Annotated in this window: 19 protein-coding genes; 11 read left to right on the forward strand and 8 right to left on the reverse strand. The window is 56.6% G+C overall.

From position 1 onward, the window contains the following. Positions 1–225 precede the first annotated feature (225 nt). Genes A6A26_RS13110 through A6A26_RS13120 form a run of 3 tightly spaced genes read left to right on the forward strand, consistent with a single transcriptional unit; the run spans position 226 to position 3,500 of the window. Positions 226–1,500, forward strand: coding sequence for a nucleoside permease (locus tag A6A26_RS13110; protein ID WP_063879131.1), 1,275 nt, complete (start codon positions 226–228; stop codon positions 1,498–1,500). Positions 1,501–1,510: 10 nt separating this feature from the next. Continuing rightward, positions 1,511–2,527, forward strand: coding sequence for an ADP-ribosylglycohydrolase family protein (locus A6A26_RS13115; protein ID WP_063879132.1), 1,017 nt, complete (start codon positions 1,511–1,513; stop codon positions 2,525–2,527). After that, positions 2,520–3,500: a PfkB family carbohydrate kinase gene (locus tag A6A26_RS13120; RefSeq protein WP_063879133.1), complete on the forward strand. Its 981-nt coding sequence runs from the start codon at positions 2,520–2,522 to the stop codon at positions 3,498–3,500. Before A6A26_RS13115 ends, A6A26_RS13120 begins: the two co-directional genes overlap by 8 nt. On the opposite strand, the gene A6A26_RS13125 is transcribed toward A6A26_RS13120, so the two are convergent. Next, the gene (locus A6A26_RS13125) at positions 3,487–4,230 is read right to left on the reverse strand and encodes a GntR family transcriptional regulator (RefSeq protein ID WP_063879134.1); all 744 of its coding nucleotides are present in this window, start codon (positions 4,228–4,230) and stop codon (positions 3,487–3,489) included. The genes A6A26_RS13120 and A6A26_RS13125 overlap by 14 nt on opposite strands. A 98-nt stretch (positions 4,231–4,328) precedes the next feature. Here A6A26_RS13125 and A6A26_RS13130 point away from each other — a divergent pair, with 98 nt between their 5' ends. Next, a complete protein-coding gene (locus A6A26_RS13130) occupies positions 4,329–5,612 on the forward strand; it encodes an MFS transporter (RefSeq protein ID WP_063879135.1) in 1,284 nt (427 codons plus the stop codon). Positions 5,613–5,648: 36 nt separating this feature from the next. On the opposite strand, the gene A6A26_RS13135 is transcribed toward A6A26_RS13130, so the two are convergent. The 3 genes from A6A26_RS13135 to A6A26_RS13145 all read right to left on the reverse strand — a co-directional run bounded on the left by A6A26_RS13135 (position 5,649) and on the right by A6A26_RS13145 (position 7,086). Beyond that, positions 5,649–5,897, reverse strand: coding sequence for an ElaB/YgaM/YqjD family protein (locus tag A6A26_RS13135; protein WP_063879136.1), 249 nt, complete (start codon positions 5,895–5,897; stop codon positions 5,649–5,651). Positions 5,898–6,124: 227 nt separating this feature from the next. Continuing rightward, the gene (locus A6A26_RS13140) at positions 6,125–6,691 is read right to left on the reverse strand and encodes a hypothetical protein (protein ID WP_063879137.1); all 567 of its coding nucleotides are present in this window, start codon (positions 6,689–6,691) and stop codon (positions 6,125–6,127) included. A gap of 65 nt (positions 6,692–6,756) precedes the next feature. Beyond that, positions 6,757–7,086: a hypothetical protein gene (locus A6A26_RS13145; RefSeq protein WP_063879138.1), complete on the reverse strand. Its 330-nt coding sequence runs from the start codon at positions 7,084–7,086 to the stop codon at positions 6,757–6,759. Between the two features lie 208 nt (positions 7,087–7,294). Between A6A26_RS13145 and A6A26_RS13150 the strand changes: the two genes are divergently transcribed. From A6A26_RS13150 to A6A26_RS13160, 3 genes are all read left to right on the forward strand, one after another. Next, entirely contained in the window at positions 7,295–7,474 is a 180-nt protein-coding gene (locus A6A26_RS13150; RefSeq protein ID WP_063879139.1) for a hypothetical protein, read from the forward strand. 187 nt (positions 7,475–7,661) lie between these two features. After that, entirely contained in the window at positions 7,662–8,045 is a 384-nt protein-coding gene (locus tag A6A26_RS13155) for a hypothetical protein (protein WP_063879140.1), read from the forward strand. Positions 8,046–8,067: 22 nt separating this feature from the next. Next, positions 8,068–8,481, forward strand: coding sequence for a GNAT family N-acetyltransferase (locus A6A26_RS13160; RefSeq protein WP_063879141.1), 414 nt, complete (start codon positions 8,068–8,070; stop codon positions 8,479–8,481). Here the strand turns inward: A6A26_RS13160 and A6A26_RS13165 are convergent, their stop codons facing one another. Then, on the reverse strand, positions 8,482–9,141 hold the full coding sequence (locus tag A6A26_RS13165; RefSeq protein WP_063879142.1) for an MBL fold metallo-hydrolase: 660 nt from the start codon (positions 9,139–9,141) through the stop codon (positions 8,482–8,484). Between the two features lie 22 nt (positions 9,142–9,163). Next, the gene (gene ldcA / locus A6A26_RS13170) at positions 9,164–10,087 is read right to left on the reverse strand and encodes a muramoyltetrapeptide carboxypeptidase (protein ID WP_063879143.1); all 924 of its coding nucleotides are present in this window, start codon (positions 10,085–10,087) and stop codon (positions 9,164–9,166) included. 155 nt (positions 10,088–10,242) lie between these two features. Here ldcA and emtA point away from each other — a divergent pair, with 155 nt between their 5' ends. Continuing rightward, the gene (emtA, locus tag A6A26_RS13175; RefSeq protein WP_074181008.1) at positions 10,243–10,875 is read left to right on the forward strand and encodes a membrane-bound lytic murein transglycosylase EmtA; all 633 of its coding nucleotides are present in this window, start codon (positions 10,243–10,245) and stop codon (positions 10,873–10,875) included. Between the two features lie 49 nt (positions 10,876–10,924). On the opposite strand, the gene A6A26_RS13180 is transcribed toward emtA, so the two are convergent. Next, a complete protein-coding gene (locus A6A26_RS13180; RefSeq protein WP_063879144.1) occupies positions 10,925–11,872 on the reverse strand; it encodes a sugar-binding transcriptional regulator in 948 nt (315 codons plus the stop codon). A 299-nt stretch (positions 11,873–12,171) separates the two neighbouring features. Here A6A26_RS13180 and A6A26_RS13185 point away from each other — a divergent pair, with 299 nt between their 5' ends. Genes A6A26_RS13185 through A6A26_RS13195 form a run of 3 tightly spaced genes read left to right on the forward strand, consistent with a single transcriptional unit; the run spans position 12,172 to position 15,429 of the window. After that, positions 12,172–13,002 (forward strand): transketolase, encoded by an 831-nt coding sequence (locus A6A26_RS13185; protein ID WP_063879145.1) that lies wholly within the window; start codon positions 12,172–12,174, stop codon positions 13,000–13,002. Next, entirely contained in the window at positions 12,995–13,939 is a 945-nt protein-coding gene (locus tag A6A26_RS13190) for a transketolase family protein (RefSeq protein ID WP_063879146.1), read from the forward strand. Before A6A26_RS13185 ends, A6A26_RS13190 begins: the two co-directional genes overlap by 8 nt. 2 nt (positions 13,940–13,941) lie before the next feature. Further along, the gene (locus A6A26_RS13195; RefSeq protein ID WP_063879147.1) at positions 13,942–15,429 is read left to right on the forward strand and encodes an FGGY family carbohydrate kinase; all 1,488 of its coding nucleotides are present in this window, start codon (positions 13,942–13,944) and stop codon (positions 15,427–15,429) included. Between the two features lie 48 nt (positions 15,430–15,477). Here the strand turns inward: A6A26_RS13195 and A6A26_RS13200 are convergent, their stop codons facing one another. Then, entirely contained in the window at positions 15,478–16,611 is a 1,134-nt protein-coding gene (locus A6A26_RS13200; RefSeq protein ID WP_063879148.1) for a mechanosensitive ion channel family protein, read from the reverse strand. Positions 16,612–16,639: the final 28 nt, after the last annotated feature.

Here is a 16,639-nt window from a genome sequence, read left to right on the forward strand (position 1 = left end):
ATAACCGCTTTGGCCCGCGCGCCGCTTGCGTCCTGATGCAACAAAGCCCGTTGACGTAATCAGCCGTCATGTTTCGCCTCACCGAGAGGACGTCTTTAACAGCGTATAAGGTCGCCAACGGCAGGAAAGATAGTGCGATGTAGCTCAAAATTTCAGCTAAAGGTATTATAAAGGTTATGTACGTGGTGTTAGATTGGCCTTACCAACACCAGGGAACACACTATAATGAAAACGAAAACGGCCAGCCTGTCATTTATGATGTTTGTGGAATGGTTTATCTGGGGCGCGTGGTTTGTCCCGCTCTGGGCCTTTCTCAGCAAAAATGGTTTCACGCCCGTCGAAATTGCGTGGTGCTATGCCTGTACCTCCCTTGCCGCCATCCTGTCACCGATTCTGGTGGGCTCCCTGGCAGACCGTTTCTTTCAGGCGCAGAAGGTGCTGGGCGTGCTGATGATCGTGGGCGCCGGGCTGATGTATTTCGCGGCGCAGCAAACGCACTTCAGTGGTTTCTTTCCCCTGTTGCTGCTTTATGCGCTGACCTATATGCCCACCATTGCGCTCACCAACAGTATTGCGTTTTCACACGTGGCAGATGTCGAGCGCGATTATCCACGCATCCGCGTACTGGGTACGCTTGGCTGGATCGCATCCGGTATCGTCTGTGGTTTTCTGCCGTCACTACTGGGCTTTGGCGATATCTCCGCCAGTAATATTCCTTTGCTGATCACCGCCGCCAGCTCACTACTGTTGGGCCTGTTCGCCTTTATGCTTCCCGCCACCCAGCCTAAAAGCACGGGCAAGTTTAGTCTGCGAACGGCGTTGGGGCTGGATGCCCTGCATCTGCTGAAAGATCGCAGCTTCCTCGTCTTTTTTGTCTGTTCCTTCCTGTTCAGCATGCCACTGGCATTTTATTACATCTTTGCGGAAGGATATCTGACCGAGGTCGGCCTGGCCCATGCCACCGGCTGGATGACGCTGGGGCAGATGTCCGAAATTCTGTTTTTACTGGCGCTGCCGTTTTTTATCAAACGCTTTGGGATCGGAAACGTGCTGCTGTTGGGCCTGGTAACGGCCGCGTTGCGCTATCTGTTTTTTGTCTTCGGCAGCGACCAGAACCTGCTCACCTATGGCCTGTTATTTATGGGCATCCTGCTGCACGGTGTCAGCTATGACTTCTACTTTATTACCGCCTACATCTACGTCGATAAAAAATCCCCGGTCAGCATGCGTAATGCAGCGCAGGGATTAATTACCCTGGCCTGTCAGGGGATAGGCAGCCTGCTGGGCTATCGTCTGGGCGGTTACCTGATGCAGGAGATGTTTGCCTATAGTCAGCCGCGCAACGGCCTGACGTTCAACTGGGCAGGGATGTGGCTGTTTGGTTGCGTGATGATCGTTTTAATTACCGTGGCGTTTATTCTGCTGTTCCGCGATGCCAAAAAGCGCAGCGATGAGCTCAACGTGGTGGAGCCTGCCGCCGTGACGGAAAGCCAAAAATAAGGAAGAAAAAATGATTACCCCACAACAACGGATTACCGGCGCGTTTTATGGTCAGGCACTTGGCGATGCCATGGGCATGCCGTCAGAGCTGTGGCCGCGTAGCCGCGTGAAACAGCACTTTGGCTGGATAGATCGCTTTTTGCCCGGCCCGGCGGAGAACAACGCCGCCTGCTATTTTGGCCGCGCCGAATTCACCGACGATACCTCCATGGCGCTGGCGCTGGCAGATGCCATCATTAGCCACGATGGCGAGATCGTCGCTGAAACGATTGGGATGAATATCCTGCGCTGGGCGGAAGGGTTTGATGCTTTTAATAAAAATGTGTTGGGACCAACCTCAAAAATTGCCCTGCGTGCCTTACAGGCCGGTCAGCCGATTAGCGCGCTGGAAAATAACGGCCTGACGAATGGTGCGGCCATGCGCATTTCTCCGCTGGGCTGCCTGTTGCCCGCGCGTGATTTAGCGGGTTTTATTGATGCGGTCGCGCTGGCATCCAGCCCTACGCACAAGGCCGATGTGGCGATTGCCGGGGCGACCGTGATTGCCTGGGCTGTTTCACGTGCCGTGGAGGGCGCAGGCTGGGGGCAAATACGCGACGCACTGCCCGCCGTTGCCCGGGCGGCGCAGGAACGACAGATAACCACCTTTAGTGCGTCGATGGCCGCGCGTCTGGAACTGGCGTTTTCGGTGGTTGAGCAGGGACGCGGTATTGAATCCACTATGGCGCAAATCTATGCGCTGGTGGGAACGGGCACCAGCACCATCGAGTCGGTGCCCGCCGCCATTGCCATGGTTGAGCTGGCAAAGACCGATCCCAATCGCTGTGCCATTCTTTGCGCGAACCTTGGCGGAGATACGGACACCATTGGTGCAATGGCCGTTGCCATCTGTGGCGCGCTTAACGGTATCGACGCTATCGATCCCGCGTTGAGGCAGCAGCTGGACAGCGTCAATCAACTGGACTTTGAAGCGTACAGCCGTGCGTTTACTGCTTTTCGCCAGAAGCGGGAGGCGGCATATGCTTGATCCGCGCAGCGTAGCGACATTACATAATAAGGCCGCAATCTGTGTACTGGGCGCGGCTGTCGTGGATGTTATCGCGCGCACCGAACAGCTTCCCCAGCGCGGCGGTGACAGCGAGCTTCAGCAGCAAAGCCTGAGCGTGGGTGGCTGCGCGCTAAACGTGGCGCTGGCCCTGCATCGGCTGGGGCTGGATGCCGTAAACGCGTTACCGCTGGGCCAGGGCATCTGGGCCGATCAGGTGCGGAAAAAACTGGCGTCCTGTGGCCTGACGAGCGTCACGGAAACCCGTAAGGGCGACAACGGTTGGTGCCTGGCGCTGGTCGAACCCGACGGTGAGCGGACGTTTCTGTCGATGGCCGGGGTGGAAAACCAGTGGGATGAGGCGATGCTGGCGTCTGTCCCCCTGCAAAGGGACGGCTGGCTGTATGTGTCGGGTTATCAACTCAGCGGTAAAAATGCAGAAATCCTGGTGCCGTGGCTGGAGGAAGTGGCGAACAGGCAACGGCTGCTGATCGATTTTGGCCCGCGTCTGCCGCATATCAGCCAGCATCACTGGCAGCGGCTGATGGCGCTGCAGCCCGTGATTACCCTTAACCGACAGGAAGCGGAACACGTCTGGCACCAGCGTTTGGCGATACCTGAGCGTTTTAGTGCGCAGGCGTTGATCGCCCGGTGGTCTGACTATTTTTCCAGCCCGCTGGTGGTGCGGCTGGACAGTGAAGGTGCCGGGTTCAGCCATCACGGACAGCATGGCTGGCGAGCGGCATTCAAAACAACAGTGGTCGATTCCATCGGTGCCGGCGACAGCCATAGCGCGGGCTTACTGGCCGCGCTGGCATCTGACTGGCCACTTGAAAACGCCGTGGCGCTGGGCAACGCGGTCGCATCCTTTGTGGTGTCGCAGCGTGGCGGCGACAGCGCCCCCGATCGGGCAGCCCTGATCCACCACTGGCAGCAGTGCCTTACTCGGCAATAAACACGTACATATCACTGCGGCAGTAGCTGATGCTGTATTCCAGTGGGCGCTCATGTGCATCCAGCGCCAGCTGCTTAATCACCAGTACCGGGATCAGCTCGGGCAGGGCAATCAGGCGCTGTAATTCAGCATCGGGCATCTGCGCGCTGACGCGGCTTTGCGTTTTTACCGGCTGAATCTGGTGGCGGCGAAAGTAGTCGTACAGCGAAATGCCGATGTCGCTGGCATCGTTGATTAATTCGCACGGCACCCAGGAGGTTTCCACCGACACAGCCTGCTGATCGACATAACGCAGCCGCTTCAGCAAATACACCTCGCTGCCCGGCGGCAACTGCAACTTTTGTGCGATCGCATGTTCACAGCGGATGCGATGCTTTTGCAGCCATTCCGTGTCGGGCTTTTTACCGCGCAAGACCACCTGTTGTGAAAACCCTTGTGGCTCTTTCAGCGAGTATTCCAGTGCGCTACAAATCTGCGTGCCATAGCCACGCGAGCGGTGAACGATCCCTTCCTGAGCAAGCGCATCCATCGCCTTACGCACCGTGATGCGTGAAATACCCAGTTGTTGAGAAAATTCGCGTTCGCTGGGCAGCACCTCTTCATTACGCAGCAATCCGTCGCGCACGGCATCTTTAATGACCTGCGTAAAACGTTTATAGAGCGGAGTATTGCTCTCGGCGCTGAGCACGCGGCTCAGGTGGCTGAAAAGGGCGTGATGTTGTGATGTCATTATTCTCGTCTGGGATACATAACCTTATCTGCTGGAATTCTATACTATCTCTCTTATCACCGTACTGGTTTTGCAGACGGCAACGTGAGGAGAGTCAAATGGAAACCGCTTCACCCCAGGTAAAGCAACACCGACGCGCACTGGTTGCGGGTTCGGTGGGCAACTTTATTGAATGGTATGAGTTCGCCATTTATGGCTTTCTCGCCACGCTGATTGCCCAAAACTTTTTTCAGTTACAGGGCGAGTCGGCGCTGAGCGGGCTGATTCTGACCTGGGCCTCATTTGCGGTCGCGTTTTTCTTTCGGCCACTGGGCGCGCTGGTGTTTGGTCGAATTGGCGACCGGATCGGACGTAAACCCACGCTGATTATGGTGCTGGTATTGATGACGCTGGCGACCGCGGCCATCGGCCTCGTGCCCACCTATGCCTCGGTGGGCATTGCGGCACCGCTGATGCTGACCGGGCTGCGCATCCTGCAGGGGCTTTTTGCCGGGGGCGAATACGGCGGCGCGGTGTCTCTGATGACCGAGTTTGCGCCGCGCGGCAAGCGCGGCCTGTATGGCGCATGGCAGTCGCTGACCGTCGCACTCGGCCTGCTGGCAGGGATCGGGCTGGTGGCGCTGCTGTCGTATACGCTCAGTCCGCCAGCCATGCTGGCCTGGGGCTGGCGGATTCCCTTTATCCTGGCGTTGCCGCTGGGGATGGTCACGCTCTGGTTGCGGCTGGCTATGGACGAAACACCGGGCTTTGTGCGCCAGCAACAGCAGCAGGTCATTCACGCGGACCGGGGACAAACATTAAAAAGCATTCTGCTGGCGATTGCGCGCGTGATGCTGTGGTCAGCGGCGGGTTATACCTGCCTGGTAATTATGCCAACCTATCTGCAGTCCGCGCTGCACACCGGGCAGCATCAGGCGTTGCTGATTGCCGTGATCTCTAATCTGGGATTCGCGGTCACCATTATTCCGGCGGGCATGCTGAGTGACAGAGTGGGGCGACGTCGGGTGATGGTGGTGGCCAGTTTGCTGTTACTGGTATTAGCGATGCCGCTGCTGAAAGTGCTGCAGGCGGAAACGGCCACGCTATACAGCAAAGCGCTGGTGGTATTTATGGCTGGCGGTGTGGTGGGCTTGCTGGCAGGGCCGGGGCCGGCGATGCTGGCTGAAATGTTTCCTACGCGGGTGCGTTATACCGGACTGGGGCTGGCGTATTCACTCTCGAATGCCGTTTTTTCAGGCTGTGCCGGGCTGATTATTACCGGGTTGATTAAGCAGACGGGAAATCTGGATATTCCGGCGTGGTATATGATGGCGACCGCGCTGGTCTCTATACCGGCACTGATGACGTTAAATAAAGACGATCATCTGCGGGATCTGGCGTGAGGGTAAAACGGGAGCAAGCGCTCCCGTTTTTGATACTTATTTGCGGCTCAGCAGGAAGCCAAGCACCACGCCAACACCGGCGGCCACGGCCAGACCCGCAAACGGGTTAGACTGTACCTGATCTTTGATGCAATCAGCGGCATCACGAGCGGCGTAGGATGCCTGGTTGGTGTAGCGGCGAGCTGCACCACGGGCACGATGACGCGGGGAGTCGGTAACCTCACCCCATTGTTGCTCTGCGGCACCGGCGACTTCTTTTACTGCATCTTCAATTTTTCCTGACATGCTTCATCTCCTTGGTTATCACAGTCATTTAAAGCGTAGCAAACCTTTGCCGTCGTGCTGCTCCAGGGCGCATTAATCTTCTGTTGAGTGCGCGATGACCAGATGAAAACACCGGTCGCAAGGGGCCTTTTTTACCCCACAAGGCGCTCAGGCAGGGGCGTGAAGCGGGGAAACGCGATGACGAACACCGCGCGAATGGGGGCGGAGAAAAATCATTACCAGCTGTTTCATTCCACGAGACGATGGGGGGACGCGATGTGTTTAGGATACCAGCTCACCAGAAAGTGACGGAGATGGTCAAAGCACCATTCCGCATCATCAGACTGCGGGCAGTAATACTGAATAGTGATTTTTTCGAAGCGGCGCTGGCGTTGCTGCAGCGGTGACCAGCCCCAGTCAAGCACGGATCGGGCATAGTTAACCAGAGCATCGTCTGCCAGCGCATGCTGTTGCGCCTGTTCTTTCAGATAGGCATAAAACGCGGCTTCCAGCTGCAGCGCCTCATCATGGGAATGGCCAGGCAATTCGGGACGAAAGGCAACATCGATAAAACCGCACACGGCGTTTTCCTGCTGCTGCCAGTCGCAGGCCAGCGTCATAAATAACCCGTCCTGAAGATTCACCTCTTCGACCAGGCGCTGCAGGTTAGCGGAATGACGAAGCACAAGAATTTCTTCCAGGCGTTCCGTCTCCAGCGTTAAATCGATGCCGCACGGGTTCAGGGTGCCATCTTCATTGCGGGTCGCAGGGAAGGGGAAATCGATATAGCCGTTGTTATCCAGACGCTTTTCCATGTGAAGGATGACCTGTCGCTTGACGTTTCCTGACACTATATCATCCCGTGACAGGAATCACCCCTTTACGGGCAGGTCCAGGTGATCAGGGTGTCCTGATAGGGATTGATCAACCGGAACTGTTTATCCGACAGACGTTGCGCGTAGTAACCTTCGCGCGTCACGGCGGAAGGAATGTACTGAAAGCGATCCTGCGACTGCAGCGGGCCGCTCTGCACGCTGGCGCCGTCACGACTGACGCGAAAGGATGTCACCAGATCGAAAATAGTGCCCTGGGTCTGGCCCAGCGACTGCCCGTAAAGGGTACTGACTTCACCCGGACAGTCCACGCCTTTCGGCGACGATGAGCAGCCCGTGAGCAGTGCCATAAAAATGAAAACCAGCGATCGCAACATATCCTGTTCCTGCCCGAGTCCATGAAAGCGGTGAACGATTCTATCGTGTAACGCCACAAATAACATGATCATAGCAGTTCTGCTACACAGGCTGATTTGCGCTTTGTTCAATCGTTAAGCAACAGAAATGCAAAAGATGACTTTGAGGTCGAATAAACGTTATTCTTGCCATCTTTGCGTATCGCTTAAGCAAATTCAGGGATAAATGATGAAAGAAGAAGAAGCCAGCCTGATGATTATTCGCCACGCCATCGAAGCACTGGATGCAGAAAAAAGGCAGCAGGTGATTGCCTGTGCATCTGACATTCGCGACGTCATGAGCAGCTTCGACAGCGAAGAGGCCGGTCTGGCGTTGATGCTGGTCGCGGCTGAAGTTGCGGCAGAATAGGGCATTGGTGGCCTGACAGCTACCCTGCCGCCGGTTCCGTTTTTCGTTGTTGCAAAGCGCATCTGAACGCATAGCCATCCGCTATGCCCCATCCACTGCGGTAATCTTTCCGCTCTTTCTTCGCCTGGCTTTGTCTGTGGTAAACTCCTCTGACAGTGTGGAATCACCTATTCAGCGGAGGAATCAGATGAAAGCAGCCCGTCTTGCCCTGTGCCTGTTGGCCTGTTACAGCGCGTCAGCGTGGAGCGAAAGCGAATTCCAGCTTCATTGTCCCGGACGACCCACCATGACCATTTCACGGGCGGAATATGGCCTGAGTACCCTTTCCTGGCCTCAACAGCATTTCCAGATTGCGGCGGGGCAGTTGCACACCCGTATTAATGGGGGCGATAATGTTGCCATTACGCGCTTTCGCAACGGCGACCAGCTTATCGTCAACAAAAGCAACCTCGATACTTTCTTCGTTTACCATGACAGCGACAAGCTGGTGCCATGCAGCCGCAGCGCGATGCGTGACGTGGACGCCCTGAGCCTGGAACGTTATGACGACAGGCAGCGTAACGACTCTTGATCCGCCGCGATAAGGAAGGCCAATGCAGATTACCGTTACTGACAAGGTGACCAGTAAAGATCTGGATGAACTCCGGCTGGGCCTGAATGCCCATAACAGCAAGTTTTATGATGCGGCGTTAATTCAACCGCTGGGGCTGTTTATCTGTGATCCGCAGGGGAAGAAGCTGGCAGGACTGACCGGTACTACGACCGGTAACTGGCTACGTATCGATTTACTCTGGGTCAGTCATACACTTCGTGGGCAGGGCACCGGCAGCCGTCTGGTGCTGGCGGCCGAGCAGGAAGCGCGCCAGCGAGGATGTCGTTTTGCCCAGGTGGATACCGGCAGTTTTCAGGCGCGGCCGTTTTATGAAAAGTTGGGTTACGGCGTCCGTTTAACGCTCGACCAGTATATCCGTCATCATCAGCGTCACTATCTGACCAAAGTCCTGTAATTACAGCAGCACCTGCTGGCGCAGATCCAGCGGTTGCAATTCTGCCTCATCGATAGCAGCCAGCCAGCCGGGCAGGGTCACTTTCTGCCAGGACAGGTGACCGCGTGTGGTGCTCATCAGCACCACATCCGGGCGCAGGGTGCGGTAAAGCTCCAGCGAAGCGGCTAATTCGGCAGGATTACTCTCGGGCACCAGCACAGTGACCCAGCGGTCATGATGACGCGTCAGCGTATCGCCAACAAATAAGTAAGTCAGACCGCCAGGTGAATGGTAAAGGTAGCTGCAACTGCCCGGCGTATGACCGGGCGTCGGCAACAGATGAAAATCACCGAAATGGGTTTCCTGCTGGGTAAAGGTGTCGTCCGGCTCCACAAAACGGCTAATCTGCCCCAGTGAGCGGCTGTGACAATAGAGCGCGCTGTTAAAGCGTTGCTGAATGCGCGCCGCACCGGGCGCGGATTCGTGCCAGTGGGTCAGATAATGCCGAATCACACCGTTATCATCGGCCAGCACCTCATGATCCAGCGGGTTTTCAACCCGGCCAATCAGTAAATTGCCGCGCGGATGACGCAGTAAAAAACCATGCATCATTATGTCTTCGGTATCTTCTTCCGGGAATTCCGGCGTTGAGATCCACAAATCGTCATACAGCGGCTTCAATGTCGATCTCCTGCAACTTCAGCTATGTGTGCAATACGGGATGTCCGCTTGCCTGTAACGCCACCTGACCCTGATTCACCTGCAACGTTGCCGTGGCACCCAAAGGTAACGTGACGGTATCCGGACCGTGACCGAAGTCCAGATCGCTGATGACCGGCAGACCGCTAATGTCACGAATGCGCTGCCAGACCGTGGAAAAATCAAATCCGTTGTCGTACTCAGACAGGGCGGTGCTGGTGAAACTGCCGGTAATAATCGCCTGCTGCCGGGCCAGAATGCCGCACTGCTGTAACTGAAGCAGCATGCGTTCAATGCGGAACGGATGCTCGTTAACATCTTCAATTACCAGAATGCCGTTCTCAATCTGCGGCATCCACGGCGTGCCAATCAATGAGCTGATCATCGCCAGATTCCCGCCCCACAGCGTCCCCTGCCAGCGACCCTGATCGGGCGTCGTGCTCTGCCAGGCCACCTTGACTGTAGGTGATGTCAGCGCATGCCAAAAGTGCTGCAGCGTAAATTCGGATAAAACCTCAGCGCCAAAATTGCCCGCCAGCATCGGTCCACTGAAGCTGATGACGCCAGCATGTTGCAGCAGGGCTAACTGGAGTACGGTGAAATCGCTGTGCCCACAGAGCGCCAGCGGCTGGTGCGCAAAACGGCGCTTCAGGCCCGCATAGTCCACCGACGGCAGCAGGCGGGTCGCGCCATAGCCGCCGCGCACCGCCAGCACAATATCGGGTAAGGTCGCTAAATCAGCCAGTTCATTAATATCGCCCAGTCGCTCATCGTCGGTGCCGGCAAAGCGCTGAAAACGACGCGCGATAACGGCGTCATTGTCGACGCGATGTCCTTCCGCACGCAGGCGTTCCACCCCGAGCAGGGCAGCGGGCTGATTATGACAATAGCCTGAAGGGGCAATAAGACGGATAGAACGTGACGTCATAGTAAATTCCTGAAATTAGTCAGTGACAGACATCACGATAATGGCGAAAAACCGCAAATATGTCATCAGACTGCTGTAATTAGGATAAACGGTAATTTTGCAATTCTGCCGGCTCGGTATGATAGCTTCCGCCACTTCTGCGACGAGATAAAAAATTGCTTAAAATTCGCTACTTTGTCATTTCAGCCATGCTGCTGACGGGCTGTGCCAGTGAACCGCCGCATACCTACGTTAAAGAGAAGAATACGCCGTTAACTCAGGCCGCGCCTTCACGCATCAGCGGAACCTGGTCACTCTTTACCGAAACGGCCGCCAACCAGTATGGTGTGGACGAAAAACTGATCAGCGCCATTATTAATGTGGAGTCCGGTGGAAACCCCGGCGTAGTCAGTCGTTCCAATGCGGTGGGATTAATGCAGATCAAAGCATCGACCGCAGGCCGGGAAGTGTACCGCACCCAGGGCCGTCACGGTCAGCCGAGCAACGCAGAGCTGCGCGATCCGGCCAGAAATATTGATATTGGTACTGCCTACATCAAAATTCTGCAGCAGTCGGCGCTTTCAGGGATTCGCGATCCTCTCACGCTGCGTTACGCCACCATCGTTTCCTATGCTAACGGCGCCGGTGCCTTACTGCGCACCTTCTCCAGCAATCGTGACCGGGCAATCGCCATGATTAATTCTATGACGCCGGACGAGTTTTATCAGCACGTGCAAAATAAACATCCTGCCGCCCAGGCACCCCGTTACTTGTGGAAAGTCACTACGGCTTACCGCGCAAACAGCTGATCCCGTGTTTTCTCCTCACCTTCCTTTCCGGCAGGTGAGGAGAGAACCGTTAAGCTGTCAGCAGCCTTGCGGTAGGGTAATCCACGATAAGCACATTCACATAGCCGCCACGCAGCGCCCCGCGAATCGCCTGCGCCTTCTCTTTACCGCCCGCCAGCGCCACAACCTGCGCACACTGTCGGACCTGTTCCAGTTCCATACCAATTACCGGATCTTCATCGGCATCCAGTACAGGCTGACCTTGCTCATCGAAGTAGTGGAGACAAATATCGCCGACTGCCCCGCGCCCGGCCAAAGTACGTAACATGGTCGCATCGTAATAGTTACCCGAATTACGCAGCAGCGCAGAGGGTTCAAGATCGCCAATCCCGACAATGGCTAAATCCACCTCATTAAATTTATTCAGCACCTCGGCGACGTCCGCATTGGCGGCCAGTCGCTGGCGGTCTGTCACTGAGTGCTCAATCGACTGAGAGGGCAGCAGCCAGGCCGGGCAATTCAGCAGTGCAGCAAGGTTTTGCGTCAGTATCGTGGCCTGCACGTTTCCGTTGGCACCCACGCCGCCCAGCAACTGAATCACGCCTTTACATGAGGTATTAAGGGGATGCAAGGCGTCCACCATACAGCGAATGGTGCCGCTCCATGAGGAGATGCCAATGAGTTCATCCGCGCGCACCCGGGTTTCCAGATAGTGGGCCGCCGCCGAACCAATCGCCTGTTTGATCTCTCCGGCGGAGGCGTGTTCAGGCACGTCCACCACGATGGCCTGCGGCAGTTGATAACGTTGCTCCAGGGCTTTTTCCAGTTCCGGAAAGACATTGGCGGGGGGAACGACGCTGATTTTAACCACGCCTTCTTTCACGCTGCGGTTCAGGATGCGCGACACAAACGATTGAGACAGCTTGAGTAACTGTGCAATGTCGGACTGCTTCTTGCCTTCGACATAGTAAAGCGTGGCAATTTTTACCATGAGCCGCTGTTCATCCTGTTTCGCCATCAGTTTTTCCTCTCGTGTCCTGGCCGTCATTGTTAACCACTCGCGTGAAAATCACAATCCACGGCAATTTGTGATCCTTTTCGCTTTTTATCACTTCATCCGTAGACGTGACTGACCGCAAAGCGCATAGTGGCAATGAATATAAAATCATTATTGAATATATATTCATAAAGGGAAAGGATATTCACCTGACAGCTCCGATCGCGCTGATCGGTGCATGTGTTCGCTGTCAGCGATGGGCGTTTTGCGCCCAGTCTGAATATATATTCGGTGTCGACTTAAAATTCAAAAGGTGAGATATGAATCCTTTTACGCTTTCAGTAGATGAGCTTGAAAAACGGGCGCGGTCAGTGCGCCGTCGCATTATTCAGCTTAATGCCGGCAGCCCGGCAGGCGGCCATACCGGGGCCGACCTGTCGCAGGTGGAGATCCTGACCGCGCTCTACTTCCGCATCCTTAACTGCGCACCAGACCGTATGAAAGATGACGAGCGTGATATCTACATTCAGTCAAAAGGGCACGCGGTAGGCGGGTATTACTGCGTGCTGGCGGAGGCCGGTTATTTTCCACTGGACTGGCTGGCAACCTATCAACAGGCGAATTCGGCTTTACCGGGGCATCCGGTGCGGCAAAAAACGCCCGGCGTGGAGCTCAACACCGGTGCGCTGGGACATGGATTGCCCGTGGCTGTGGGCATTGCGCTGGCGGCGAAGAAGAGCAACAGTCGGCGGCGTATTTTTGTCGTCACCGGCGACGGCGAGCTGGCAGAAGGCAGTAACTGGGAAGCCGCGCTGGTCGCTGCCCATTACGGGCTGGATAACCTGATTGTGATTAACGACAAAAACAAGCTACAGCTGGCGGGATCGACACGTGACATTATGAATACCGACCCGCTGGCAGAGAAATGGCGCGCCTTTGGCCTGGCGGTCAGTGAATGCAACGGCAATGACATGGCGTCGGTGGTCAGCGCCCTGGAACAACCAGCGGTAAATGGCAAGCCGCAGGTGATTATCGCGCACACGGAAAAAGGTTTTGGCATCTCCTTTATTCAGGGCAAAGCTGAATGGCACCACCGGGTGCCCAAGGGGGAAGAAATCGACCGGGCACTGGAGGAGTTAAACGATGAGTAATGCACAACATCTGGCTGAGGTGATGGTAGAGGCACTGATGGCGGCCGTTGAACGCGGTATCGATGTGGTTCCTGTGGTGGCTGACTCCACCTCAACGGCCAAAATTGCGCCGTTCATCAAGGCCTTTCCCGGCCGGTTAGTCAACGTAGGTATCGCCGAGCAGGCGCTGGTGGGCACGGCTGCCGGTCTGGCGCTGGGCGGAAAAGTGGCCGTGACCTGCAACGCCGCGCCGTTTCTGATCTCGCGCGCCAACGAACAGGTGAAGATCGACGTCTGTTATAACAATACCAACGTCAAGCTGTTTGGGCTGAATGCGGGGACCAGCTATGGCCCACTTGCCAGCACGCACCACAGTATTGACGATATCGCCATCCTGCGCGGGTTTGGCAATATTGAAATTTACGCGCCTTCCTGTCCGGTGGAGTGCCGCCAAATCATCGACTATGCCCTTGATCACGTCGGGCCGGTTTACATCCGGCTGGATGGAAAAGCATTGCCGCAGCTCCACGCTGAGGATTACCGCTTTGAACCCGGCAAGATCGATGTGCTGCGCGAAGGCCATGACATCGCCCTTGTTGCCATGGGCTCGACGGTACACGAAGCCGTTACCGCAGCAGAGCAACTGAAAACGCAGGGCGTTTCCGCCGCGGTGATCGCCGTGCCTTCCATTCGTCCCTGTGATACTCAGCAGTTACATAATCTGCTGAGCCACTACCGTGCGGTGATTACGGTTGAAGAGCATAACGTGAATGGCGGCGTGGGCAGCCTGGTTGCAGAGGTACTGGCTGAAAATGGTTTAGCGGTCAGGCTGCTGCGCCTGGGCATTGCCGATGGGGAGTACGCCATAGCGGGCGATCGCGCCTCAACCCGGGCCTGTCATGGCATTGACGCCAGCAGCGTAGCGGCCCAGGCGTTGCGCCTCTGCACAGGAGGCTGACGATGCATGAGCCGGTGATTCTTGCTATCGATGAAGGCACTACCAACGCTAAAGCGGTGGCGGTGGATCGGCAGGGAAAGGTGGTGGCGCGGGGCAGTCAGGGCCTGACGCTGCTGCACCCGCAGCCCGGCCTGGCCGAGCAGGACCCGATGGCTATCTGGCAGGCGGTCAGGCAGGCGATAACCGACTGCCTGGCCCAGTGCGCCGGATCGCCGGTGGCGGCGATCGCCCTCAGTAATCAGCGCGAATCCGTTTTGATCTGGCAGCGCCGCGACGGCGTGCCGTTAACCCCGCTGGTAAGCTGGCAGGACCGACGTTCGGAAGCGTTTTGCCGCGATCTTCATCTGTCAGGCCGCGCCGCGACGATTACCGCCTTGACCGGACTGGCGGTCGATCCCATGTTTCCTGCCGCCAAGCTGACCGGTATGCTGGTGTCCTTGCCTGATGGCTTCGCCAGAGCAGCGGCGGGCGAATTATGCATTGGCACAGTGGACAGCTGGCTGACCTGGCAACTGACGGCAGGAGAAAGCTTCGTCACCGACCATGCGAATGCGGCACGCACGCAGCTTTACAGTCTGCATAGTAACGACTGGGATGATGAACTGTTGTCCCTGTTCAGTCTGCCGCGCGCCGCGCTGCCACAGATTAGCGCGTCAGCCGGTCATGCAGGCGTCGTCGCCTTAACCGATATGGCCGGTCTGACGCCAGGCACCCCAATTCTGGCACGTATTGGCGACTCCCACGCGGCGCTCTATGCCCAGCGGCGTGGCGAGGCCGAAGTGGTCAAGGCAACCTATGGCACCGGCTCCTCGCTCATGATGTCAATGGCAACGCCAATCCTGACCGACAATGGCCTCAGCACTACCGTGGCGTGGCACGACGGGCAACCGCGCTTTGCGTTTGAAGGCAATATTACCCACACCGGCTCAGGCGCGGCCTGGCTGGGAAAAATGCTGGGTGTGACGGACCCACAGCAGTTAACGGCGTTGGCCGAAAGCTGTGATGATAATCAGGGCTGCTATTTTGTCCCGGCACTGTCCGGACTGGGCGCGCCCTGGTGGGATTTAAAAGCCCGCGGTATGCTCTGTGGCCTCACCGATGCGGCGACCCCGGCAGTGCTGGCGCGGGTGGCGCTGGAGTCGATTACCTGGCAAATTGCCGATGTCTTTTTCGCCATGGAAAAGGCGAGCGGTGAGCCGCTGCCTGCGCTGTGCGTCGACGGCAGTGCGACACAAAACCGCTGGCTGATGCAGTTTCAGGCTGACGTTCTGCAGCGTCCGCTGCATTGCGCGCCCACCGCTGAAGCGTCGGCGCTGGGGGCGGCACTGCTGGCAGGTAAACAGCTGGGATGGTGGCAGCAGGGCGGTGATATGCAGGCATTACAGGGCGGTAACGTCGTGATGCCGCGCCCGCAGCTGGCGCAGAAAATGCAGGACAGCTATCAGGGCTGGCTTCAGGCCGTCGCCCGCTGTCGCTATCAGCCTGGGTAAGGGCGGAGGATCGGACAGCGTGCCGCGATCCTCCGTTCGTCCCGGCGCTTAACGATTCGCGCGGCGTAGCTGGGCCGCGTCATCATCGGGAACCGGCTTGAGATCGACCGGCGGCAAACTGCCCCCGCTGAATTCGACCTGACGGATAGGGAAGGCAAAGCGCACATTGCGTTCTTCGAGTGCCGCCATCAGCTGCAGGTTGATTTCCTGCTGAATATCCATGTACTGGTTATAGTCGGCACTCAACACAAAATAGACCACTTCGAACGTCAGCTTTGAATCATCAAACGCCAGAAAATGCGCGCGGTCGAAGCGCGTCATCTCAATGCCCTGAATGATGGTTTTCACCAGCTCGCTGATCTCGCGCACCTGCTCAGAAGAGGTGGCATAGCTGATACCAAACTTAAACACGATGCGGCGTTGCTGCATGCGCTTGTAGTTATGGATCGTTTGCTGCAGAAGAATGGTATTTGAACAGACAATCTGTTCGCCGCTCAGGCTGCGCAGTCGCGTGGTTTTCAGGCCAATATGTTCAATTGTCCCGGCGATGTCGCCAAACACAATAAAATCACCGTGTTCAAAAGGCTTGTCGAAACCAATCGCCAGCGAGGCAAACACGTCACTCAGTACCGTCTGAATCGCCAGGGCAATAGCAATACCGCCCACGCCCAGACTGGCAACCAGCGCCGTAATGTCGATGCCCATGTTCGACAAAATGGCCAACAGCATCATCACCCACACCAGCATGCGCAGCAAAATCCCCAGAATCACGGTGGTGACAGGGTTGCGCACATGCAGCGGATCGCGCAGCAGGCTTTTTAACCACAGACGAATACCGCCGTCGATCCACAGGGTGATCTGCACAATCAAGGCCAGAAACCAACTGTGAGAGATCGTGGCGCGCCAGGCGTCGGGTAAATCGATAAAGCGCAGGGCAATGAGCAGGGAAAAAATCAGCAGCAGCAACTGGCTGGTGCTGCGTAAGATCTCGACCAGAATGCCGGTAAAACGGACGTGGCGTGCTTCGCTGTAGTGGGCAATACGGTTAGAGGTAAAACGAATCAGGCTGCGCAGCAACCAGTAAATGACCAGGGTGGCAACGATGACGACAGCGCTGTTGATCCAGAGCGTTTGATTGAAAAAAATTGACTGAAAATGACGCGAATTGAGCCAGTTTTCCATTGGGGATGTTCTCCTTGCTGGTTCCGGT

The sequence above is a fragment of the Pantoea sp. OXWO6B1 genome (assembly GCF_001641135.1).
Lineage (GTDB): Bacteria > Pseudomonadota > Gammaproteobacteria > Enterobacterales > Enterobacteriaceae > Pantoea > Pantoea allii.